Source organism: Bacillus sp. GW821-FHT01G09, assembly GCF_059422205.1.
In genome coordinates this window covers 693,025-715,400 of sequence record NZ_JBWKWL010000001.1, presented here as the reverse complement: position 1 = coordinate 715,400, position 22,376 = coordinate 693,025, and the positions used below count along the sequence as shown (strand labels likewise).

The 22,376-nt window shown below is 45.4% G+C and carries 21 protein-coding genes and 1 other annotated feature; of the genes, 18 read left to right on the top strand and 3 right to left on the bottom strand.

Annotated elements, in window-relative coordinates; translation table 11 throughout:
- Window positions 1-11 precede the first annotated feature (11 nt).
- The 9 genes from AC07VD_RS03570 (at window position 12) to bacF (ending at window position 10,617) form a co-directional block, all read left to right on the top strand.
- Complete coding sequence (locus AC07VD_RS03570) at window positions 12-1,712, top strand: M20 family metallopeptidase (RefSeq protein ID WP_494721543.1); 1,701 nt, start codon at window positions 12-14, stop codon at window positions 1,710-1,712.
- Window positions 1,712-3,124 carry an amino acid permease gene (locus tag AC07VD_RS03565; RefSeq protein ID WP_015250969.1) on the top strand — a complete coding sequence of 471 codons (1,413 nt, stop codon included), beginning with the start codon at window positions 1,712-1,714 and terminating at the stop codon, window positions 3,122-3,124. Before AC07VD_RS03570 ends, AC07VD_RS03565 begins: the two co-directional genes overlap by 1 nt.
- Window positions 3,125-3,333: 209 nt before the next feature.
- Window positions 3,334-4,572, top strand: a complete 1,239-nt coding sequence (locus AC07VD_RS03560; RefSeq protein WP_494721544.1) for an MFS transporter — start codon at window positions 3,334-3,336, stop codon at window positions 4,570-4,572.
- A 151-nt stretch (window positions 4,573-4,723) separates the two neighbouring features.
- Window positions 4,724-5,338, top strand: coding sequence for a prephenate decarboxylase (gene bacA, locus AC07VD_RS03555; protein WP_009968341.1), 615 nt, complete (start codon window positions 4,724-4,726; stop codon window positions 5,336-5,338).
- The gene (gene bacB / locus AC07VD_RS03550) at window positions 5,328-6,035 is read left to right on the top strand and encodes a 3-((4R)-4-hydroxycyclohexa-1,5-dien-1-yl)-2-oxopropanoate isomerase (protein WP_003244300.1); all 708 of its coding nucleotides are present in this window, start codon (window positions 5,328-5,330) and stop codon (window positions 6,033-6,035) included. Before bacA ends, bacB begins: the two co-directional genes overlap by 11 nt.
- Window positions 6,036-6,037: 2 nt before the next feature.
- A complete protein-coding gene (gene bacC / locus AC07VD_RS03545) occupies window positions 6,038-6,799 on the top strand; it encodes a dihydroanticapsin 7-dehydrogenase (protein WP_124059369.1) in 762 nt (253 codons plus the stop codon).
- A gap of 18 nt (window positions 6,800-6,817) precedes the next feature.
- The gene (bacD, locus tag AC07VD_RS03540; protein ID WP_350415690.1) at window positions 6,818-8,236 is read left to right on the top strand and encodes an alanine--anticapsin ligase; all 1,419 of its coding nucleotides are present in this window, start codon (window positions 6,818-6,820) and stop codon (window positions 8,234-8,236) included.
- Window positions 8,233-9,417, top strand: a complete 1,185-nt coding sequence (bacE, locus tag AC07VD_RS03535) for a bacilysin exporter BacE (RefSeq protein WP_014481236.1) — start codon at window positions 8,233-8,235, stop codon at window positions 9,415-9,417. Before bacD ends, bacE begins: the two co-directional genes overlap by 4 nt.
- The gene (gene bacF / locus AC07VD_RS03530; protein ID WP_085185500.1) at window positions 9,418-10,617 is read left to right on the top strand and encodes a transaminase BacF; all 1,200 of its coding nucleotides are present in this window, start codon (window positions 9,418-9,420) and stop codon (window positions 10,615-10,617) included.
- A gap of 14 nt (window positions 10,618-10,631) precedes the next feature.
- On the opposite strand, the gene bacG is transcribed toward bacF, so the two are convergent.
- Together bacG and hemQ are read right to left on the bottom strand one after the other, a co-directional pair.
- Window positions 10,632-11,411, bottom strand: a complete 780-nt coding sequence (bacG, locus tag AC07VD_RS03525; RefSeq protein WP_336804647.1) for an NADPH-dependent reductase BacG — start codon at window positions 11,409-11,411, stop codon at window positions 10,632-10,634.
- 134 nt (window positions 11,412-11,545) lie between these two features.
- Entirely contained in the window at window positions 11,546-12,310 is a 765-nt protein-coding gene (gene hemQ / locus AC07VD_RS03520; RefSeq protein WP_494721545.1) for a hydrogen peroxide-dependent heme synthase, read from the bottom strand.
- 269 nt (window positions 12,311-12,579) lie between these two features.
- Between hemQ and pta the strand changes: the two genes are divergently transcribed.
- From pta to AC07VD_RS03500, 4 genes are all read left to right on the top strand, one after another.
- The gene (pta, locus tag AC07VD_RS03515) at window positions 12,580-13,551 is read left to right on the top strand and encodes a phosphate acetyltransferase (RefSeq protein ID WP_003235941.1); all 972 of its coding nucleotides are present in this window, start codon (window positions 12,580-12,582) and stop codon (window positions 13,549-13,551) included.
- A gap of 145 nt (window positions 13,552-13,696) precedes the next feature.
- Complete coding sequence (cysL, locus tag AC07VD_RS03510) at window positions 13,697-14,596, top strand: cysJI operon transcriptional regulator CysL (protein ID WP_041334620.1); 900 nt, start codon at window positions 13,697-13,699, stop codon at window positions 14,594-14,596.
- Between the two features lie 48 nt (window positions 14,597-14,644).
- Entirely contained in the window at window positions 14,645-15,490 is an 846-nt protein-coding gene (lipL, locus tag AC07VD_RS03505) for an octanoyl-[GcvH]:protein N-octanoyltransferase (RefSeq protein ID WP_024571618.1), read from the top strand.
- A 167-nt stretch (window positions 15,491-15,657) separates the two neighbouring features.
- Window positions 15,658-16,548 (top strand): carboxylate/amino acid/amine transporter, encoded by an 891-nt coding sequence (locus tag AC07VD_RS03500; protein WP_253137006.1) that lies wholly within the window; start codon window positions 15,658-15,660, stop codon window positions 16,546-16,548.
- Window positions 16,549-16,691: 143 nt separating this feature from the next.
- On the opposite strand, the gene rsfA is transcribed toward AC07VD_RS03500, so the two are convergent.
- A complete protein-coding gene (gene rsfA / locus AC07VD_RS03495; RefSeq protein WP_003227516.1) occupies window positions 16,692-17,468 on the bottom strand; it encodes a prespore-specific transcription regulator RsfA in 777 nt (258 codons plus the stop codon).
- Between the two features lie 214 nt (window positions 17,469-17,682).
- Here rsfA and AC07VD_RS03490 point away from each other — a divergent pair, with 214 nt between their 5' ends.
- The 5 genes from AC07VD_RS03490 to AC07VD_RS03470 all read left to right on the top strand — a co-directional run bounded on the left by AC07VD_RS03490 (window position 17,683) and on the right by AC07VD_RS03470 (window position 21,897).
- Window positions 17,683-17,907: a YuzB family protein gene (locus tag AC07VD_RS03490; protein ID WP_003222050.1), complete on the top strand. Its 225-nt coding sequence runs from the start codon at window positions 17,683-17,685 to the stop codon at window positions 17,905-17,907.
- 161 nt (window positions 17,908-18,068) lie between these two features.
- Window positions 18,069-19,370, top strand: a complete 1,302-nt coding sequence (locus AC07VD_RS03485) for an HD domain-containing protein (RefSeq protein ID WP_024571616.1) — start codon at window positions 18,069-18,071, stop codon at window positions 19,368-19,370.
- 35 nt (window positions 19,371-19,405) lie between these two features.
- A complete protein-coding gene (locus AC07VD_RS03480; RefSeq protein ID WP_017696246.1) occupies window positions 19,406-19,906 on the top strand; it encodes a YwgA family protein in 501 nt (166 codons plus the stop codon).
- 111 nt (window positions 19,907-20,017) lie between these two features.
- Window positions 20,018-20,488, top strand: coding sequence for an Rrf2 family transcriptional regulator (locus AC07VD_RS03475; RefSeq protein ID WP_015714902.1), 471 nt, complete (start codon window positions 20,018-20,020; stop codon window positions 20,486-20,488).
- Entirely contained in the window at window positions 20,488-21,897 is a 1,410-nt protein-coding gene (locus tag AC07VD_RS03470) for an MFS transporter (RefSeq protein WP_494721546.1), read from the top strand. Before AC07VD_RS03475 ends, AC07VD_RS03470 begins: the two co-directional genes overlap by 1 nt.
- Before the next feature lie 46 nt (window positions 21,898-21,943).
- Window positions 21,944-22,172: a binding site (T-box leader), on the top strand.
- The last annotated feature ends 204 nt before the right edge of the window (window positions 22,173-22,376 follow it).

Genomic DNA, 22,376 nt, shown 5'->3' with positions numbered 1-22,376 from the left:
GAGGACAATTTATGCAGTATGCAAAAATCAGTCACATGAATCCGGCTGAAAGAGTGGAGGCGCTGACAGCATCTCTGGTCAGCCTCAGCAGCGTGAACGGCACCGTTGGAGAAGGGACAAAAGCAGATTTCATCAAAGAAGTGATCACGAGCTATCCTTATTTTCAGGAAAACCCCAGTCATGTGTGGGAACAGGCCATTCCCAATGACCCATACAATCGCAAAAATATTTTTGCGTTTATTAAAGGACATGGAGAAAGCCGTAATACAGTCATTTACCATGCCCATCTGGATACAGTTGGAATCGAAGATTTCGGCCCTTTAAAGGATATCGCTTTTGATTGTGAGAAATTGGCCGAGTATTTCAGCCGCTATGAGTTCGATCAGGATGTTCAGCGGGATGCCAAATCAGGCGAGTGGATGTTCGGAAGAGGATCTGTCGATATGCAAAGCGGCATCGCCGTGCATTTAGCCAATCTCCTGCATTTTTCGGAGAACCTTGAGAAGTTGCCGGGAAATGTATTGTTTATGGCCAATCCCGATGAGGAGAGCCAGCATTCGGGCATTCTCGCCAGCATTTCAGAGCTGAACCGGCTAAAAAAAGAAAAACAGCTTCACTATTTGGCTGCTATTAATACGGATTTTATTACCCCGCTTTACGATGGTGATCAGACAAGATATATCTATACCGGAGCCGCGGGAAAACTGCTGCCTTGCTTTTACATTTACGGGCGTGAAGTCCATGTTGGCGATACACTGGCAGGAATTGACCCAAATTTCATTTCATCTGAAATCACAAGCCGTCTCCACAATAACATCCATCTGGCAGAAAAGGTTGAAGGGGAGTTGGTTCTGCCCCCATCCTGTTTGTATCAGCGTGATAACAAGGAATCCTATAATGTGCAAACGGCTGTCAGCACCAGCTTGTACTTCAATTGTTTTATTTATGAAAGAACAGCAAAAGAAATGATGGATTTGCTTATTGAAGTCACTGAGGAAGCATGCCAAGAGACAGAACAAAAATTATCAGATTATTATGAAGAATATGCAAAAAGAGCCAACCTGCCAAAGAAACATTTATCATGGGGCATTCAAGTGTATAGCCTGGAGCAATACTTAGAAAAGCTGAGACACCGGGGGATAGATCCCGAGCAGTGTATCGAGCAGACATTCAAAGCCAACGAGCACCTTGAACTTCGCATGAGATGCTTTCAGGCAATCGAAGAGCTTCAAAAGCTTGACCCCGATCAAGGCGCAAAAGTCATTCTATTTTACGCACCTCCTTACCTGCCGCATAACTATTTGAAAGAAGATAGCGCAAGAGATCAGCTTTTGCAGCATGTGATTAAAGAAGCGGCTGACAAAACCGCTGAATCGACAGGCGAAACATTTGTCTTCAAAAAGTTTTTCCCCTACTTGGCAGACGGCAGTTTTTTATCACTGCACGAAACCGATGGCGAAATTGATTCTTTTATCAGGAACTTCCCTGGGTGGAATATGATTGGGACCATTCCGTTCAAAGATATACGCAAGCTGAATATTCCATCCATTAATATGGGTGTGTACGGAAAAGACGGCCATAAATGGACCGAACGAGTCTATAAACCGTACACATTTCATGTATTGCCTCTCCTCATACAGCAAACCACCGTTCATCTTTTGCAAAGCTACCGGATGACCATCACGGCAAAAGAACCAAAGGGGGAAGGATGATGCAGAATCATAAAAATGAATTGCAGCGCAGCATGAAAAGCAGGCATTTGTTTATGATTGCTTTGGGAGGGGTGATTGGCACTGGGCTGTTTCTAGGCTCTGGCTTTACCATTAGCCAGGCAGGACCGCTCGGCGCCATTGCCGCGTATATCATCGGCGGATTTTTAATGTATCTCGTCATGCTTTGTTTAGGAGAATTGGCTGTTGCCATGCCGGTGGCCGGATCGTTTCAGGCCTACGCCACTAAATTTCTGGGACCGTCGACAGGCTTTATGATTGGCTGGCTGTATTGGTTCAGCTGGGCGAATACAGTGGGGTTAGAGCTGACGTCAGCAGGCATTTTGATGCAAAGGTGGCTGCCCTCCGTTCCGATCTGGATATGGTGCCTCGTGTTCGGCATCGTCATCTTTTTGATTAATGCGCTCTCTGTCAGAAGCTTTGCGGAAATGGAATTTTGGTTTTCAAGCATCAAAGTGGCGGCGATCATATTATTTATTGTGATTGGCGGAGCCGCTGTGTTTGGCTTGATTGACTTTAAAGGCGGACAGGAAACACCCTTTTTGTCTAACTTTATGACTGATAGAGGGCTTTTCCCTAATGGGGTGCTGGCCGTTATGTTTACGCTGGTCATGGTGAACTTCTCGTTCCAGGGTACGGAGCTTGTCGGCATTGCGGCAGGGGAAAGTGAAAGCCCGGAAAAAACACTGCCAAAGTCCATTCGAAATGTCATTTGGCGCACGCTGTTTTTCTTTGTGCTCGCTATGTTCGTCTTGGTTGCCATCCTTCCGTACAAAACGGCGGGGGTGATTGAAAGCCCATTTGTAGCGGTACTCGATCAAATCGGCATCCCATTTTCGGCAGATATCATGAACTTTGTCATCTTAACAGCCATTTTATCTGTTGCTAATTCGGGGTTGTATGCGGCGTCGCGTATGATGTGGTCACTTTCATCAAATCAAATGGGTCCCTCCTTTCTCACCAGACTGACAAAAAAAGGCGTGCCGATGAATGCCCTGCTGATTACGCTGGGCATTTCAGGCTGTTCGCTGCTGACAAGTGTCATGGCTGCAGAAACAGTGTATTTATGGTGTATCTCAATCTCGGGCATGGTGACAGTTGTCGCATGGATGTCCATTTGTGCGTCGCAATTTTTCTTTCGCAGACGTTTCCTGGCAGAAGGCGGAAATGTGAATGATCTGGAGTTCAGAACGCCGCTTTATCCGCTAGTCCCGATTCTCGGATTTTGTTTATATGGCTGCGTGTTGATCAGCCTTATTTTCATTCCGGATCAAAGAATTGGCTTATACTGCGGTGTGCCGATCATTATTTTCTGTTATGCATACTATCATCTAAGCATCAAAAAGCGTATAAATCATGAACCGATTGAAAAAAAGCAGACAGAGGCGCAATAGAAAAAGCTCTCCGGGAGGCTGGAGAGCTTTTTTTACGTGTTACATCCTCATGTATTTTTAGAATGGAATATAGAAATATATAATGGGATTTAAATGAAAATAATAAAACTTATAAATATTTCGTTCGAATTGTAAATAGTGAAAAAACAATGCTAAACTATAATACAACTTTATGATAAGAAGATTATGGAAGAGGTGTTTGAGAAAGAATGAACAGCAATCAAAACAATGACATCAAAACAAAACATCATTTTCCGTTATTGTTGGCACTGGCTTTAACGATGGGGGTATTTGCGGCCGGATCTGAAGAGCTTGTAATCTCACCGCTGCTGCCGGATTTAGCAAAAGCCTTCAGCTCAGATGTCAGCGTCCTTGCATTATCTATCAGTATTTACGGCGTTATGATTTTTATCGGTGCGCCGCTTTTGGTTCCATTAGGCGATAAATACTCCAGAGAACTGAGCTTATTGGCCGGGCTTATGATTTTTATCATAGGAACGGTGATATGCGCTTTAGCTCAAAATATTTTTTTCTTCTTTTTAGGCCGGGCGCTTTCGGGATTGGCTGCGGGAGCGTTTGTTCCGACCGCTTACGCAGTTGTCGGTGATCGTGTTCCTTATACATACCGGGGCAAGGTGATGGGACTGATCGTTTCAAGCTGGTCGCTGGCGCTGATTTTCGGAGTGCCGCTCGGATCATTTATCGGCGGCGTCCTGCATTGGAGATGGACGTTTTGGATTTTCGCCTTGATGGGCGTTTTAGTTGTCCTGCTGATTCTCCTTGAAATGCGCCGCCATGCCCAACATAAAAACAGCGGCAAGGAAGAAATAGAAGAGCCGGCAGGAACATTCCGGGATGCGCTGAAAGTCCCTCGTGTACCTGTTTATATCACGATAACCTTTTGTAATATGATTGGTTTTTACGGTATGTATTCCTTTTTAGGCACCTATCTTCAGGACGTTTTTACCGGAGGAAACACGGCTGCGGGCTTATTTATCATGATTTATGGAATCGGGTTTTCCATGAGTGTGATTACAGGAAAGATAGCCGACCGCATCGGAAAAATGCGCTCCCTTTTGATTGCGCTGGGGGTCATCAGCGTTCTGCTGGCGTGTTTACCATATGCGCCGGCGTCTATGTTTCTGTTAATCACCAGCCTATTTATTTGGGGATTAATGCAAAGTTTGACGGTGACGCTGCTCAGCACCATTTTGAGTGACTGCTCAGAGCGTCATCGCGGAAAAGTCATGGTGTTTTACAGCCTCGCCTCGAATCTGGCCGTGACATTAGGTTCTGCTTTAATGGGACCCGTATATGTGGCATACGGCTATGCAGCTGTCGGATTGATTTGCGCCGCCATCACAGTCCTCGGATTTGTGCTCAGTGTATTCGCATATAAAAAGTACGGCAAACTTGAGCAGAAGGCCGATCAGTCCTTATCTCAATAAACAAAGTTTCTAAATTCCTATAATTAAAAACCCTTTATAAAGGGTTTTTTTGTTTGTATGGGAATAATTATCAATATTTTCAAAAAACATTGACAGTTCAATTTCCGCTGGATAAAATTTACTTAAAATTTTAAAAGATTGGTTGGTGCTCATGATTATATTGGATAATAGCATTCAGACAAAAAAAAGAACTGATTCACTATCCAAACTCATTACAGTCAACACGCTCGGCCCTGAGGGGACAAGCAGTGAGTACGCAGCAAAGCATTTCATTTCCAATTTTACTCTTCTACAAGGGCTGAACAGTAAATTGTCCTTGCATGATACTTTTGAATCGTGCATCGAAAGGACGCTCCAAAGCCCGCTGGAATATACCATCGTCCCACATGCTTACGATGGCATTAAGCATTTCTACATGAGGCCGGATTTGCAGCTATTGCAGATCTTCAGGTGCGATACACCGATGTACGGCCTGGCTGTTCGTCCTGATTTTGAATTCAGAGACGATATGCTTGATACATCTGTTATTGTTTCACATCCCTCACCTATTAATTTAATAAAATATTTTACCCGCAAAGATGTTCGTTTCAAACTAGTCAATTCAACCAGTCAAGCCGCAAGAAAAGTAAAAGAAGGTTTGTATGACATTGCCTTAACCAATGAGCTTGCACGGCAAAAGTACGGGCTAACCTTTGTAAAAACATTCAAAAGCATTCCAATGAGCTGGTCATTATTTGGAAAAGGAGACGTTGATGATGAAAACTAAAGAAGATATGCAGGAGCTTTATTTCCCGACACCGAAATTAATTGAATGGGAAAACGGAGTGAGGCAGTATTCAACCGTACGAGGGGATACTGAAGTATTAATGTCTTACGTCCCGCCGCATACCAATGTTGAACCCCATCAGCATAAGGAGGTCCAAATCGGCATGGTCGTTTCTGGCGAGCTGATGATGACTGTCGGAGATGTGACAAGAAAAATGACAGCCTTGGAATCTGCCTATATCGCGCCGCCGCATGTGCCTCACGGGGCAAGAAACGACACAGACCAAGAAGTGATTGCTATTGATATCAAGCGGCTGAAAGCTGATGAAACATATACAAGTCCTGAGGACTACTTTTTGGATATTTTCAAAACAAGAGACCTGTTGCCGGGCATGGAAGTCACGTTCTTTGTTGAGGATTGGGTAGAAATTATGCTTGCCAAAATCCCTGGAAATGGCGGAGAAATGCCTTTCCATAAACATCGGAATGAACAAATCGGCATCTGCATCGGCGGCGGCTATGACATGACGGTCGAAGGCTGCACAGTCGAGATGAAATTCGGCACAGCCTATTTCTGTGAGCCTCGTGAAGATCACGGTGCCATCAACCGTTCGGAAAAAGAATCAAAATCGATTAATATCTTCTTCCCGCCGCGCTACAACAGAGCAAAAGCAAAAAAAATGAAGGCGGATGAATGATCATGAACCTCACCGATAAAACCGTCCTCATAACAGGAGGCGCATCAGGCATTGGTTATGCTGCGGTTCAGGCTTTTTTGGGCCAGCAGGCCAATGTGGTTGTGGCGGATATTGACGAAGCGCAGGGAGAAGCAATGGTACGAAAAGAAAATAATGACAGGCTGCACTTTGTGCAAACGGACATCACAGACGAAGCTGCCTGCCAGCACGCAGTTGAATCGGCGGTTCATACATTTGGCGGGCTCGATGTCTTGATTAATAATGCAGGCATCGAAATCGTGGCGCCTATTCACGAGATGGAGCTCAGAGATTGGAACAAGGTGCTGCAAGTCAATTTGACCGGCACGTTTTTAATGAGCAAACATGCACTCAAGCATATGCTGGCCGCCGGCAAGGGCAACATCATTAATACGTGCTCTGTCGGCGGACTCGTGGCATGGCCTGATATTCCTGCCTATAACGCCAGCAAAGGCGGGGTTTTGCAGCTGACTAAATCAATGGCTGTTGATTATGCGAAGCATCAAATTCGCGTGAACTGCGTATGCCCAGGGATCATCGACACACCGCTGAATGAAAAATCATTCCTTGAAAATAATGAAGGCACACTTGAAGAGATCAAAAAAGAAAAGGCGAAGGTAAATCCGCTGCTGAGGCTTGGGAAACCTGAAGAAATCGCAAACGTGATGCTGTTTTTAGCCTCGGATTTATCAAGCTATATGACCGGAAGCGCCATCACCGCAGACGGAGGATACACCGCACAATAGAGAAGGAGTGTTTTACATATGGAGAGAAAAACAGTATTGGTCATCGCTGATCTTGGAGGCTGCCCGCCGCACATGTTTTATAAAAGCGCTGCTGAAAAATATAACCTGGTCAGCTTTATTCCAAGACCTTTTGCAATTACAGCCTCCCATGCAGCATTGATTGAAAAATACTCGATCGCGGTCATAAAAGATAAAGACTATTTTAAGAGTTTAGCTGATTTTGAGCATCCTGATTCCATTTATTGGGCGCATGAGGATCATGACAAGCCTGAGGAAGAGGTCGTCGAGCAAATCGTCAAGGTTGCCGAAATGTTTGGGGCGGATGCCATCACAACAAACAATGAATTATTCATTGCTCCGATGGCGAAAGCCTGTGAACGTCTGGGCCTGAGAGGTGCCGGCGTGCAGGCAGCCGAAAATGCCAGAGATAAAAATAAAATGAGGGACGCTTTTAATAAGGCCGGAGTCAAATCGATCAAAAACAAACGAGTCACAACTCTTGAAGATTTCCGTGCTGCTCTTGAAGAGATCGGCACACCTCTTATCTTAAAGCCTACATACTTAGCGAGTTCAATCGGTGTAACGCTGATTACGGACACTGAGACGGCAGAAGATGAATTTAACAGAGTCAATGACTATCTGAAATCAATTAACGTGCCAAAGGCGGTTACGTTTGAAGCGCCGTTTATCGCTGAAGAATTTTTACAGGGTGAGTACGGAGACTGGTATCAAACAGAAGGGTACTCCGACTATATCAGTATAGAAGGCATCATGGCTGACGGTGAGTATTTCCCGATTGCCATTCATGATAAAACGCCGCAAATCGGGTTTACAGAGACATCCCACATTACGCCGTCCATTCTGGATGAAGAGGCAAAAAAGAAAATTGTTGAAGCTGCCAAAAAGGCAAATGAAGGGCTTGGCCTGCAAAATTGCGCAACACATACAGAGATCAAGCTAATGAAAAACAGAGAACCGGGTTTAATAGAATCAGCAGCCAGATTTGCCGGCTGGAATATGATCCCTAACATTAAAAAGGTTTTCGGCCTTGATATGGCGCAATTATTATTAGATGTCCTTTGTTTCGGAAAAGACGCCGATCTGCCTGACGGATTATTGGATCAAGAGCCTTACTATGTCGCCGACTGCCATTTGTACCCGCAGCATTTCAAACAAAATGGCCAGATTCCAGAAACTGCTGAGGATTTGGTCATTGAAGCGATCGATATTCCGGACGGGCTTTTAAAAGGGGATACTGAAATCGTTTCTTTTTCGGCCGCAGCACCAGGCACTTCAGTTGATTTGACATTGTTTGAAGCTTTCAATTCCATTGCTGCATTTGAACTGAAAGGCAGTAATTCACAGGATGTGGCTGAATCAATCAGACAAATTCAGCAGCATGCAAAGCTGACGGCAAAGTATGTGCTGCCAGTATGAAACAGCTGAAACCCAACTCTAAATACTTGCTTTACGGGCAGGCGCTATCGTTCATGGGAGACTATTGTGTTCTCCCTGCCCTGCTTATTTTGTCTACATATTATCACGATTATTGGGTGACGTCCGGGGTCATCGTGGTCAGAAGCATTCCGATGGTGTTTCAGCCGTTTTTGGGGGTTCTGGTCGACCGGTTAGACAGAATTAAGATCATGCTGTGGACGGATATCATCAGAGGCATCATCTTTTTGGGGCTCACATTTCTTCCAAAAGGCGAGTATCCGCTGATTTTTCTGGCCCTGCTGTTTATTTCTTATGGAAGCGGCGTGTTTTTTAATCCCGCCCGTCTCGCTGTCATGTCGTCCTTAGAATCAGATATTAAAAGCATCAACACGTTATTTGCAAAAGCGACAACCATTTCCATTATCGTCGGGGCGGCTGCCGGAGGGCTCTTTCTGTTAGGCGGATCTGTAGAGCTGGCTGTTGCCTTTAACGGTGTGACATACCTGGTTTCGGCATTTTTTATCAGCCGTATCAAGCTGCAATTTGTGCCGATTCAATCTGAAAACATTAAAGAGGCCTTTCAGTCTTTTAAGGAAGGACTCAAGGAAATCAAAACCAATGCATTCGTATTAAACGCCATGTTTACGATGATTACGATGGCTTTGCTGTGGGGAGTTGTGTACAGCTATTTTCCGATTGTCAGCCGCTTTCTGGGTGACGGGGAAATCGGTAACTTTATTCTCACGTTCTGCATCGGCTTCGGCGGCTTTATCGGAGCGGCGCTTGTCAGCAAATGGGGCTTTAACAACAATAGAGGCCTGACGTACTTTACCGTTTTATCCATTGTCTCGCTGGCGCTGTTTTTATTCACACCGATATTCGCTGTTTCTGTCATCGCGGCGATCCTCTTTTTCATCGCGATGGAATACGGGGAAGTGCTTGCAAAAGTGAAGGTTCAGGAAAATGCGGCAAACCAGATTCAAGGGCGCATTTTTTCAGTGGCCGAAGCGTCTATCGGATTATGCATTTCTATTGGTTCAATGTTCATTAATATCCTAAGCGCTCCGGTCATTATGGGGCTGATTGTCGTGATCGTATGCGGTTTGTTTTTGCATACGAAGCTCGTCAACAAATCGTTTTTGGAACGGGATAACAAAACGGAGCAAAAAGGAGTCTTTTAGATGGAAATAACACCGTCCGATGTCATCAAGACACTTCCAAGGCAGGAGTTTTCTCTCGTTTTTCAAAAGGTAAAGGAAATGGAAAAAACGGGAGCCCATATCATTAATCTCGGACAGGGGAACCCTGACCTTCCCACTCCGCCGCATATTGTCGAGGCTTTGCGGGAGGCGTCTCTGAATCCTTCGTTTCATGGATACGGCCCATTCAGAGGCTATCCTTTTTTGAAGGAAGCAATCGCTGCTTTCTATAAAAGAGAATACGGCGTGACAATCAATCCTGAAACGGAGGTCGCGCTTTTCGGAGGCGGGAAAGCCGGTTTGTATGTGCTGACACAATGCCTGCTCAATCCGGGAGACATCGCTTTAGTCCCGAATCCAGGCTACCCTGAATATTTATCAGGGATTACGATGGCGCGAGCTGAGCTTTACGAAATGCCGCTGTATGAAGAAAATGGCTATCTGCCGGATTTTGAAAAGATTGATCCAGCCGTGCTGGAAAAAGCGAAGCTTATGTTTTTAAACTATCCGAACAACCCCACTGGAGCTGTGGCTGATGCGGCTTTTTATGCAAAAGCTGCTGCTTTTGCGAAAGAGCATAACATCCATTTGATTCATGATTTTGCATACGGAGCGTTTGAATTCGATCAAAAACCGGCCAGTTTTCTTGAGGCAGAGGATGCCAAAATTGTCGGAGCAGAGCTTTATTCATTTTCAAAAACATTTAACATGGCCGGCTGGAGAATGGCGTTTGCGGTTGGGAACGAAAGGATCATTCAGGCCGTCAATGAATTTCAGGATCATGTATTTGTCGGCATGTTCGGCGGGCTGCAGCAGGCAGCGAGTGCGGCGCTTTCTGGAGATCCGGAGCATACGGAATCGTTGAAACGAATTTATAAGGAACGAATTGACTTTTTTACGGCGCTTTGTGAAAAGGAACTGGGCTGGAAGATGGAAAAGCCAAAAGGAACCTTTTACGTATGGGCTGAAATTCCGAATACGTTTGAGACATCTCACCAATTTTCCGATTACTTGCTGGAGCATGCCCATGTCGTAGTCACACCGGGCGAAATTTTTGGAAGCAACGGAAAAAGGCATGTCAGAATCTCAATGGTGTCGAAGCAGGAGGATCTGCGGGAATTTGTCACGCGGATTCAAAAGCTGAACCTGCCGTTCGGGTCATTACAAGAAACATCCCGCTAAAAAGCGGGATGTTTTTATATGCTTTTCATGCTGCCGCCATCAGCGGAAATTTGCTGTCCCGTGATGTAGGAGGCTTCCTCAGAGGCAAGAAACGCGGCGAGCGCTGCGGTTTCTTCGGCTGATCCGACCCGTTTCATCGGAATCCCGGAAGCAATCTGTTCCTCTGCTTTCTGTTTGGATATGCTGTTCTTTTTCATCACATTTTCCACAAATTGATGATAACGGTCTGTAGCGATAAAACCAGGATTCAGACAGTTGACAGTAATGTTGTGAGGAGCAAGCTGGATGGAAATATTTTTACTGGCGTTAATTAAAGCGGCATTCATCATACTGTTTGTGAACATGTTGGCGCCGGGTTCTTTCCATAGATTTCCGACAATGTTGATGATTCTGCCAAACTCGTTTTGTTTCATCAGTGAGGAAGCACGCTTGATAGCGTCAATATAGGCAACGGTCTTTTGAGTGAACGTGGCCGTCATATCGTCTATATTGCAGTTATCAAATGTATCAGGCGCGCCGCCCGGGATATTATTAATCAGAACATCAAGCCGTCCGCATTGAGATTCGATTTTCTGAAAAATGCCCGCTCTCGTATGCCGGTCAGACATATCCCCCGCAAGGACAATGACGCTCGTCTCAGGATGCTTGGCCAAAATGTCTTCTTTGACAGATTCAATATTATCCCAATTTCGCGAATTAATGACGAGGGAAAAATGCTGGTCTGCTAATTTCAGAGCGATTGCTTTCCCGATCCCTTGACTGGCTCCCATAACAAATGCGGTTCGTTTTGACAAATAACTGCACCCCTTTGAAAAAATTGTATTATTATTTACATCGTAAGAAAAAACGAAGAAAATAGCAAATTTTATTTAAATTCTGATAAAGGAGAATTGAAAAAAACTCCCGCCGGATAGGGCGGGAGGGGATATTATACATATAGGAATTGAGGAAGTGTATCAAGCGAAAGGTGATTGCCGACAAAGAATGAACCAAATTCGCCATAGCGAGCGCTGACTTCGTCAAAACGCATTTCATACACTAGCTTCTTGAATTGAAGGACATCATCGCTAAATAATGTAACGCCCCACTCGTAATCGTCAAAGCCGACAGAGCCGGTGATGATCTGTTTGACTTTGCACGCATAGCTGCGGCCGATTAAACCGTGGCTTCTCATCAAGTTTCTGCGTTCTTCCATTGAAAGCATATACCAGTTGTCGTTGCCAGATCTTCTTTTATCCATTGGATAGAAGCATACATATTTAGATTCCGGCAGTTCAGGGTAAAGGCGAGCGCGCACATGCGGATTTTCATAAGGATCGCCGTCACCGCTTGCCAAGTAGTTGCTCAGCTCTACCACTGATACGTAGGAGTATGCCGGAATGGTGAACTCAGCAAGTCTTGATTTGTTGAATTCAAGCTCAATTTGATTTAATTCTTCCATTGTAGGACGAAGGATCATCAGCATAAAATCAGCTTTTTGGCCGACGATGCTGTAAAGAGTTTGCGATCCTTTTCCTTCTTTTTGGGCTACGCCCCATTTTTCAAGCAACCCGGTGAATTCATGTATGATAGATTGGCGCTCATCACTGGACAGCAGCTTCCAGGAAGTCCAATCCATTGTGCGGAAATCATGAAGCGCATACCAGCCGTCAAGCGTTTTTGCAGCTTCATTCGTCATTTGCTGTTCACTCATTTATCTTCACTCCCATTATCTTTTCATGATTGCCTTCACTATACCATAGTTTATCCGATTCTACTGTGGAGAAACCTTGAACATCCCTTCCGTATAACTCCATCAAAATAGAAGAACCTATAAGGGAAGATTGAGTCACTTAAATTAGTTAGAAAAATAAGATTTTTTTATGAAAGCGCTATAATGAAAGTTGGCTGTTTGAATTTGATTGGAAGAAGAGTATGCTAGTAAAAGAAAGCGTTTTTGTAACTTTTTGAGGAGGTTTTATTGTGGCAGATTTATTTTCAACAGTGCAAGAAAAAGTAGCTGGAAAAGACGTTAAAATTGTATTTCCTGAAGGCTTAGACGAGCGTATTTTAGAAGCGGTCAGCAAGCTTGCAGGAAACAAAGTGCTGAATCCGATTGTGATCGGCAATGAAAATGAGATCCAAGCAAAAGCAAAAGAATTGAACCTTACGCTGGACGGCGTTAAGATTTATGATCCTCATACATATGAAGGCATGGAAGACCTTGTACAAGCATTTGTAGAACGCCGCAAAGGCAAAGCGACAGAAGAACAGGCTCGCAAAGCGTTATTAGACGAGAACTACTTCGGTACAATGCTGGTGTATAAAGGCCTTGCAGACGGACTTGTAAGCGGAGCTGCTCACTCGACAGCTGACACTGTACGCCCGGCTCTTCAAATCATCAAAACAAAAGAAGGCGTGAAAAAGACTTCAGGCGTGTTCATCATGGCTCGCGGGGAAGAGCAATACGTATTCGCAGATTGCGCGATCAACATTGCGCCTGACAGCCAAGACCTTGCCGAGATTGCGATCGAAAGTGCCAATACGGCAAAAATGTTCGACATTGAGCCTCGCGTGGCAATGCTCAGCTTCTCTACAAAAGGCTCAGCAAAATCTGATGAAACAGAAAAAGTAGCGGATGCAGTGAAAATCGCGAAAGAAAAAGCGCCTGAACTGACACTTGACGGCGAATTCCAATTCGATGCTGCATTTGTTCCATCTGTAGCTGAGAAAAAAGCGCCGGATTCCGAGATCAAAGGGGACGCTAACGTATTCGTATTCCCAAGCCTTGAAGCAGGAAACATCGGCTATAAAATCGCTCAGCGTTTGGGCAACTTTGAAGCGGTAGGACCAATCCTGCAAGGTTTAAATATGCCTGTAAACGACCTTTCAAGAGGATGTAACGCTGAAGATGTTTACAATCTCGCATTAATTACAGCGGCGCAAGCACTGTAATAAAAATGAAGACGATGGCAGCTCTCGACCGAGGGCTGCCTTTTTTGCGCTTCCGTATAGCCTTCTTTACCAAGACGGATGATATGAGTACAATAAAGAAAACTAATCATAACCATATATTTCATTAATGACAGGGGTGGGGTTTTTGTATTACGACGTGCTGAAAACGTTTATAGCGGTGGTAGAAGAAAAAAACTTCACAAAAGCGGCGGAAAAGCTGATGATCTCCCAGCCCAGCGTCAGTCTGCATATCAAAAATCTTGAGAAAGAATTTCAAACGGCTCTTCTGAACAGGTCGCCAAAACACTTTACGACAACGCCGACAGGAGACATTTTATATCAAAGAGCAAAGCAAATGGTGTTTCTCTACGAACAAGCCAAGGCTGAAATCTATGCACATCATCACTATGTGAAGGGCGAATTGAAAATAGCTGCAAGCTTTACAATTGGTGAGTATATTCTTCCGCCGCTATTGGCCCAGCTGCAAAAGCTGTATCCAGAGCTGAACCTCGATGTCATGATTGGCAATACAGAGGAGGTCAGCGAGCGTGTGCGGATGCTTCAGGCTGATATCGGGCTGATTGAAGGACATACAAACGAGAATGAGCTGGAAATTGAACCGTTCATGGAGGATGAAATGTGCATTGCCGCTCCAAATCAGCATCCGCTCGCCGGGCGGAAAGAGATTTCGATCAGCGATTTGCAGAACGAAGCGTGGGTGACAAGAGAGAAAGGCTCCGGGACGAGAGAATTTCTCGATCATGTACTCAGTTCAAATGGACTTCGGCCGAAATCAATGTTCACTATCAGCAGCAATCAAGGTGTAAAGGAAGCGGTGATTAACGGCATGGGACTTTCGGTTCTATCCAGAAGCGTACTGCATAAGGATTTGATCCACCGCGAAATCTCAATTCTGCATATTAAAGATTTCTCGTTAAAGCGCAAGCTGTCTTACATTCATTCCCCTCTCATGGAGAATACAAAAAATAAAGAAATTTTTCTTACGATGCTGAAAAGCAATTATCAATCACAGCTGCTGAAATGATATAATAGTTTTCGTTCAATAAGCCTAACATGAAAGGGTTTTACATAGATGGCAAACCAACCGATTGATTTACTGATGCAGCCGAAATGGAGAGTTATTGACCAATCCAGTCTCGGCCCTTTATTTGATGCGAAGCAATCCTTCGCAATGGATGATACGCTGTGCATGTCCGTCGGAAAAGGCGTGTCGCCGGCGACAGCGCGCTCATGGGTGCACCACGATACAATTGTCCTTGGAATACAGGATACACGCCTCCCGTTTTTGCAGGATGGCATCTCCTTGCTGGAGAGCGAAGGATACCGTGTGATCGTACGCAATTCCGGCGGTCTTGCCGTCGTATTGGATGACGGTGTTTTAAATATCTCTCTCATATTCGAGGACGAAAAGAAAGGCATCGATATAGACAAAGGATATGAAGCGATGGTCGAGCTGATGAGACGAATGCTGAGACCGTACAACGCAAAGATCGAAGCCTATGAAATTGAAGGGTCTTATTGTCCCGGCAGCTATGACCTCAGTATAAATGGCAAAAAGTTCGCCGGCATCTCTCAGAGACGCGTTCGCGGCGGAGTCGCTGTTCAAATTTATCTCTGTGCAGATAAAAGCGGCAGTGAAAGGGCCGACTTGATCAGACGATTCTATCAAGCGGCGCTGAAAGACAAACAAAACGATAAAAAAGGCGTCTATCCGGAAATACGTCCGGAAACGATGGCGTCCTTAAGTGAGCTTCTGCAAAAAGATATCTCCGTACAAGACTTAATGTTCGCTTTATTGACGGAATTAAAAGCGTTAAGCACCCATCTTTATTCAGCTGGACTGTCCATTGATGAGGAAATGGAATTTGAGAAAAACCTCATCCGGATGGCTGAGCGGAATGCAAAGGTATTTGGGTGAACGTTCTTCGCATGCCGGCTGTATATGCCGGCATGCATTTTTTATCTCAAGCGGCATTTTACCCCAATAATCTTATTTTCAGATAAATCCTTCTTACATACAGATAACCACGACAAAAAGAAAAACGATAAAATGACATCAGCATCCATATTAAAGGGGAGAGGCAGATGAAGGGGAATATTTACAGCCTTTTTGTATTGATGGCGGCTTTTTTCTGGGGAACTACGGGAACCGTTCAGGCGTTGGCTCCAGAAAGCGCCACACCACTGGCATTTGGGGCGTTCAGGTTATTAATAGGAGGAAGCGCCATGCTGCTTGCGGTTTGGATCAGCCGGGAGCTTCACGTGAAAAATTGGTCATGGCCGCTCGTATTTTTAGCCGCTGTTTGTATGGCGTGTTACCAGCCGCTGTTTTTCACAGCGGTTAAAGAAACGGGAATTGCAGTGGGAACTGTGATTGCCATCGGCAGTGCGCCTATCATTGCCGGGACCCTCGAATGGGCTGTATTGAAGAAACGCCCGCGAAACTCTTGGTGGATTGCGACTGTGCTGGCTTTAGCGGGTTGCTGGCTTCTGTTTTCCGACAGTTCCAATGTTCGGATTGATGTGGCTGGTGTTCTTATGGCGCTTGGAGCGGGTGCTTCTTTTGCAGGCTATACGCTCATCAGTAAAGCGATGATGAAAACCCAGCCTCCGCGAGCGACCTCCGCCGTTGTATTCATGATCAGCGCCATCTTGCTGACGCCGCTATTACGGCAGTCAGATATCTCGTGGATATTGACCCCTAGAGGACTGGGAACAAGCCTTTACATCGGGTTAATTGCAACATGTGCCGCATACTTTTTGTTTGCGAAAGGGCTTACCGGGGTTCCGGCCTCGGCGGCGGTCACGCTGTCTTTAGCTGAACCGCTGACGGCTTCATTGCTTGGTGTGTTTTTCATAGGGGAAATGCTTTCGCCTTCCTCGTGGCTGGGCATTGCGCTTATGATGCTGGGGCTTTTGGTCATTTCTGCTGCGCCTCGGAAACAAAAAACGGCCGAGGCAGCTCACATGTCTTAATAGATTCACATAAGCTTGGCCTCATTTTACAAGAATAGCTGATCCGGCTGCAAAATGAGGAAATTCTCTTTTCTCAATAGAAAAGGGGATTTTGCACATGGCGAAAATCCCAAAACAGCTGCCCGTTTTGGGATTTTTCTATGTCATTCCGCTAATTTTTCTAAATTGCCGTTCCGGTCCATTTTGAAGGACGGAGAGGCATGTTCATCTTCTTCAAATAAAACTAGCTTTCTGGCTCTGTTCATAATTTTCACCAAGGTTTCATAATCTTCTTGGATCGTTTTTTGGTCTTTTTCAAGCTTTTGAACTTCTGCCTCTAGCTGCTCTGTTTTGTTTTGCAATTCCTGATTTTCTTTCTTTAAACGCTCGTTTTCCATTTTTAATGCTGATGATTGCTCGTTATTGCCTTCGTAATTCTGCAGGAAGCGGATCACATCATTCATCGTCATCTCAGGCGCAGCTGCAGGCGTTTGAGGAGACAATAAGTGTGATAGACTAGCTAACTCTTCCTTAAAGCTTTCATCAACAAAAGGCATGTGTTCGCCAGACATTAAAGGTTGCTCATTTTCGACAGATGGTGTTTCCGTTTTAACCGGCTCTTCTGCAGCGGTTTCTTGAATGATTTCAGGATCAACGGCAGGAGGCTGATATAATAATCTTTTTTTCGCAGGCTGCCCGTTTCCGAGCGCTCTCATCCGCTGTTTTCGTTGTTTCTTCGCAAGTTGGAGCGCTTTTTCATATTGATGGCGGACCACTGCGTTCCATCTGAATCCGCAGGCTGCGGATGTCCGGTTTAATTTATCGCCGACTTCTTCAAAGGCGTTCAGCTGAGTGCTGCCCTCCCTCACATGCCGAAGCACTGTTTCGGCTAAAAGCAGATCGTTTTCCTCTGACCAAGCGTCTTGTCGCTGTTTTGTCATTTATCTCAACTCCCATTTTTCTTTTCATGGTATTAGAATGTCCAGGTTGGAAAATATTTATACAAATTGGCTGAAAGAATAGGAGATACGAAGGATGGAGCGGCTTGCAGGAACAGTCGAATCCTTGTAAAATGAAGAGTGATGTGATTTTTTTTGAAACGTGATTTTAGGTTATTCACATAGATGAACATAGAAATGAAGGGAAGCGTACGTCATGGCTAATGAATTTCGAGTGTGTGATGATTGCCAAGCCACTAATATCAAAACATTGCTGCCGCGTTTGAAAGAAGTGGACCCGGACGCAAAGGTTGAGGTAGGATGCCAATCTTATTGCGGGCCCGGACGGAAAAAATCATTTGCTTTTGTGAACAATCGCCCGCTGTCAGCTCCGACAGAGGATGAGCTGATTGACAAAGTAAAAAAGAAAATAAAAAAGTAAAAACATATTTTTTCTTAGCCTCGGCCCTCAGGTCAGGCTTTTTTGCTTCACAAGATGTGTTTTTCATGAAGATGGAACAAATCGCCGGGCAAATTCAAGGATGTTTTCAAAGAATAGAGTCGATATAATAGAAACACGGCTAAAAAAAAGAGGGAATGACGATGGCGTATCCAAATGGAAAATTATCAGAAGAAAAAGTGTTTAAAGATCCGGTGCACCGCTATGTTCATGTTCGGGACAAGCTGATATGGGATTTAATCGGAACCCGTGAATTTCAGCGTCTCCGCAGAATTAAGCAGCTCGGCACGACCTATTTGACGTTCCATGGGGCTGAGCACAGCCGGTTCAACCATTCTCTCGGTGTCTATGAAATTGTCAGAAGAATGGTTGATGACGTCTTTAAAGGCCGCCCTGAATGGGATGACAGTGAGCGCGAACTCTGTTTGGCCGCGGCGCTGCTTCATGACCTCGGGCACGGGCCGTTCTCGCATTCATTTGAAAAGGTCTTTCACCTTGACCACGAGGATTTTACAAGAGGTATCATTTTGGGAGACACGGAGGTTAATCAGGTGCTCAGAAAGGTGAGCCCGGGTTTCCCTCAGGATGTTGCTGAAGTCATTGCCAAAACATATAAAAACAAGCAAGTGGTCAGCCTGATTTCGAGTCAGATTGACGCAGACCGCATGGATTACCTCCAGCGCGACGCATATTATACGGGCGTCAGCTACGGCCATTTTGATATGGAGCGGATTCTTCGGGTGATGCGGCCGCGCGAGGATCAGATCGTCATTAAAGAAAGCGGAATGCACGCTGTCGAAGACTATATCATGAGCCGTTACCAAATGTACTGGCAGGTCTACTTCCATCCTGTGACTAGAAGTGCAGAGGTCATTTTAACGAAGATTCTTCACAGGGCGAAGCAGCTGCACGATGAAGGCTATGTCTTCACTCACGCTCCGGTTCATTTCTATTCTATTTTTGAAGGGAAATTGACACTGGAGGATTATGTAAAGCTGGATGAATCTATTATTTTGTATTACTTCCAGGCCTGGGAGGATGAAGAAGACGCGATTTTATCCGACTTGTGCCGCAGATTCATTAACCGCCAGCTGTTCCAATACGTTGAATTCAATCCGAATGAAGAAATGTCGGCTTATTTTGAGCTGACTTCATTGTTCAAAGAGGCGGGAATCGATCCGAGCTATTATTTGGTCGTTGATTCTTCATCAGATCTGCCATACGATTTTTACCGACCGGGAGAGGAAGAGGAGCGTCTGCCGATCCATCTCTTGACGCAAAACGGCCAAATTAAAGAGCTGTCCAGGCAGTCGGCTATTGTGGAATCCATCTCAGGTAAACGGCGGACGGACCACAAGCTGTACTATCCAAAGGACTTGATTTGTGACGGCTCTGAACATCCGGAAGCGAAAATGAAAATCCGGCAGCTGCTGGGACTGACATAGAAATTGGAAAGAAGGAAAAAGGAGATGTCGGGAATTTGTTGAAAGAACATGCAAAACTGATGAAGGTGTTCTCGGATTCTGGAGAAATCATCGGGCGAAAGAAGCTGCAGAAAATGATTTATATCGCCAAGAAAATGCAGTTTCCTTTCTATGAGAAATATGATTTTCACTTTTACGGACCATATTCAGAGGAACTGACGCTCCAGATTGAAGAGCTGTGCAACCTTGGATTTCTGCATGAGGTGAAGGAAAAAAAGGGCGGCTACTTTCAATACCGGTATTCGCTGACTGAGACAGGCTCCGCATTTTTAGACCATGCTGATCTGGACATGCCGGATATGAAAGGCTATATCGACAGTGTAAACAGCCGTTCATCACGGTTTTTAGAGCTGGTTTCCACGATCCTTTACTTTGACGGGCTTGAGGAAGAGGAAAAGAAAGAAAAAGTCTTTACCATCAAAAGCAAGCAAAAATATACAAATGAAGAATATGACGAAGCGCTTCAATACATAGAGGAACTGAAGCAGATTTGTTAACCATACCAAGCAAAAGAAATGAATCGTTTCTTTTGCTTTTTTTATTGACAAAAGCTGCTAAGAGATTCATTATGGATAATAGTTATCCATAATGAATCAGGAGTGAATAGGATGAAAATGAAATCAGGAATGGAGCAGGCGGTTTCTGTGCTGCTGTTACTGTCACGGCTGCCGGTACAGGCTTCTTTGACGTCAGAGGCTATAAGCCAGCGATTGCGTGTGTCTCCGTCTTACTTGAAGAAGCTGATGAGAACATTGGTTCAAGCCGGTTTGGCAGAATCCTTACCAGGGACGAAGGGCGGTTTTACCCTGACGAAGCCTTTGGCTGACATTACGCTTTATGATGTTTATCAAGCGGTCGAAGGCAGAGGTTCGATGTATCAGGGGAAAGGCCTGCTGCAATCTGTATTCGAGGGTGAAAGTCAATGTGTGCTGGAGACAGTCATGGCGGAAATCGAGGATAAATGGGCTAATCTCATGAGAGAAGAGTCCTTGCAGCATGTCATGGACAGGGTCGGGGAATTGTATGATCTTGAAAAAATAGATGATTGGGTAATCAAGCAAGTGAAAGGGCAATTGTAATGAAAAATAGCGGGTCTATACAAGAATCAACATCATCAACAGGCATATCCGTGCTGATCGTGCTCGCACTTGGTTTCCTCATGGCAACTCTTGATGTGACCGTTGTGAATGTGGCGATGGCTGATATGAAAAACACTCTTTCAATGTCACTTTCAGGTGTAACGTGGGTTGTGGACGGGTACATTCTTACTTTTGCGTCGCTTCTGCTGGCGGGCGGAGCCTTGGCTGACCGTTTCGGCTCGAAGACGATCTATATCTTGGGTCTAGCCGTTTTTGTTCTGGCCTCCTGTTTATGCGCTGCATCTATAAATGGACAGATGCTGATTGCCGGACGCCTTATACAGGGAATTGGCGCAGCTTTGTTTATGCCAAGCTCACTCAGCCTTTTGGCTGCCTCTTACCCTGATGAGCGGGCGCGGGCGAGAATGTTTGGACTGTGGGCCGCGCTTGTTTCCGCCGCTTCAGCCCTTGGGCCTTTTATCGGGGGCGTGCTGGTAGAGTTGGCGGGCTGGCAGAGTATTTTTCTGATCAATGTGCCAATAGGGGCTGCTGCGCTCATTTCAGCTTACCGAATCCTCAGCCGCGTTCCGGGAAAAAGCAGCCGCGTGAACATCATCGGGCATCTGCTTGGCATGATGGCTCTCGGGTTTCTTTCCTATGCTTTGATACAGGGGCCTTCAGCGGGCTGGCGCTCGCCAGTGATTCTTGTAGCATTTACTGCAGCGATTTTGGCATTTGTGCTGTTTTTGCTGCGGGAAATTTCTGCAAAAGCACCCATCCTGCCGGCGTCCTTATACAAAAACGGCCGCTTCTCAGCTGCCCAATTTATCGGGTTTTTGCTGAATTTCGCCCTTTTTGGCGGCATGTTTATGCTCAGCCTTTTTTTGCAGGAAGCAGGAGGGGCAAGTTCCTTTATAGCTGGAGTGGAGCTGCTGCCGATGATGGCCGTCTTCGTGATCGGCAATCTGCTGTTTGCCCGTCTGGCGAATCGGTTTGAAGCCGGGCAGCTTATGTTTGTATCAATGGCGGTCAGCTGTATCATTGCATTGCTGTTGTTTGTGCTGATTTCTCCGGATTTTCCTTATTGGCAGCTGGCGGTGTTGATGTCTGTTATGAACCTCTGTACCGGTATTACAGTTCCTGCCATGACAACTGTGATCATGCAGGCTGCCGGGCAAAGACATACGAATATCGCCGGTGCGGCGTTAAATGCAAACCGGCAAATCGGAGCCTTGGTCGGCGTAGCGATAACCGGGGTGATCATTCATCTGTCCGCCACTTGGTATGCCGGTGCCGGGTTTACGTTTTTGATGATGGGAGCGGCATACAGCCTCGCTGCATTGCTTGTATGGCTGTTTCTGGCTGCCCATAACGGGACTGCCGCGTCAGAAAAAAATGTAAATCACTGATTGCGCTTTGTGGGAATATATAGTAAGATATAAAAAATTATTGAAACAACAGGCACTGATAAGGACACGAGATGCTTTTTACGGTTTCCAGAGAGGGAAGGACAGCTGAGATCTTCCTAACGCAGGGAAAGCAGCTTACCGCCTTTGAGCCGTATCGGGGAAAACAAGTATCTGATACCGTCATGCTGCGTTACAGCATCTTTAAGCCGATCACCATGTGTAATTGATCGGGAATTTGGGTGGAACCACGGATGATCAACACATTCGTCCCTTTTAGAGGGATGGGTGTGTTTTTTTATATGAACTACATAAATGCGTTGAAAAGGACACGAATGATAGTTACGGTTTTCAGAGAGGGAAGGAAAGGTGAGAGCTTCCCAGCTTAGGAGTATCATTTACCGCCTTGGAGCAGCATTGGGGAACTGAAGTATCCAATGCCGTCTATGCTGCGTTACAGCACCGAGCCGACAACATAGTAT

What these genes read in the sequence shown, in the direction of transcription:
- bacC (WP_124059369.1), top strand. Translation starts at nt 6,038, where the DNA reads ATGAACCTCACCGATAAAACCGTCCTCATAACAGGAGGCGCATCAGGC.
- AC07VD_RS03470 (WP_494721546.1), top strand. Translation starts at nt 20,488, where the DNA reads ATGAAAAATAGCGGGTCTATACAAGAATCAACATCATCAACAGGCATA.
- AC07VD_RS03485 (WP_024571616.1), top strand. Translation starts at nt 18,069, where the DNA reads ATGGCGTATCCAAATGGAAAATTATCAGAAGAAAAAGTGTTTAAAGAT.
- AC07VD_RS03560 (WP_494721544.1), top strand. Translation starts at nt 3,334, where the DNA reads ATGAACAGCAATCAAAACAATGACATCAAAACAAAACATCATTTTCCG.
- lipL (WP_024571618.1), top strand. Translation starts at nt 14,645, where the DNA reads ATGGCAAACCAACCGATTGATTTACTGATGCAGCCGAAATGGAGAGTT.
- AC07VD_RS03570 (WP_494721543.1), top strand. Translation starts at nt 12, where the DNA reads ATGCAGTATGCAAAAATCAGTCACATGAATCCGGCTGAAAGAGTGGAG.
- bacD (WP_350415690.1), top strand. Translation starts at nt 6,818, where the DNA reads ATGGAGAGAAAAACAGTATTGGTCATCGCTGATCTTGGAGGCTGCCCG.
- bacA (WP_009968341.1), top strand. Translation starts at nt 4,724, where the DNA reads ATGATTATATTGGATAATAGCATTCAGACAAAAAAAAGAACTGATTCA.
- AC07VD_RS03490 (WP_003222050.1), top strand. Translation starts at nt 17,683, where the DNA reads ATGGCTAATGAATTTCGAGTGTGTGATGATTGCCAAGCCACTAATATC.
- bacF (WP_085185500.1), top strand. Translation starts at nt 9,418, where the DNA reads ATGGAAATAACACCGTCCGATGTCATCAAGACACTTCCAAGGCAGGAG.
- hemQ (WP_494721545.1), bottom strand. Translation starts at nt 12,310, where the DNA reads ATGAGTGAACAGCAAATGACGAATGAAGCTGCAAAAACGCTTGACGGC.
- AC07VD_RS03475 (WP_015714902.1), top strand. Translation starts at nt 20,018, where the DNA reads ATGAAAATGAAATCAGGAATGGAGCAGGCGGTTTCTGTGCTGCTGTTA.
- bacE (WP_014481236.1), top strand. Translation starts at nt 8,233, where the DNA reads ATGAAACAGCTGAAACCCAACTCTAAATACTTGCTTTACGGGCAGGCG.
- AC07VD_RS03565 (WP_015250969.1), top strand. Translation starts at nt 1,712, where the DNA reads ATGCAGAATCATAAAAATGAATTGCAGCGCAGCATGAAAAGCAGGCAT.
- rsfA (WP_003227516.1), bottom strand. Translation starts at nt 17,468, where the DNA reads ATGACAAAACAGCGACAAGACGCTTGGTCAGAGGAAAACGATCTGCTT.
- AC07VD_RS03500 (WP_253137006.1), top strand. Translation starts at nt 15,658, where the DNA reads ATGAAGGGGAATATTTACAGCCTTTTTGTATTGATGGCGGCTTTTTTC.
- bacB (WP_003244300.1), top strand. Translation starts at nt 5,328, where the DNA reads ATGAAAACTAAAGAAGATATGCAGGAGCTTTATTTCCCGACACCGAAA.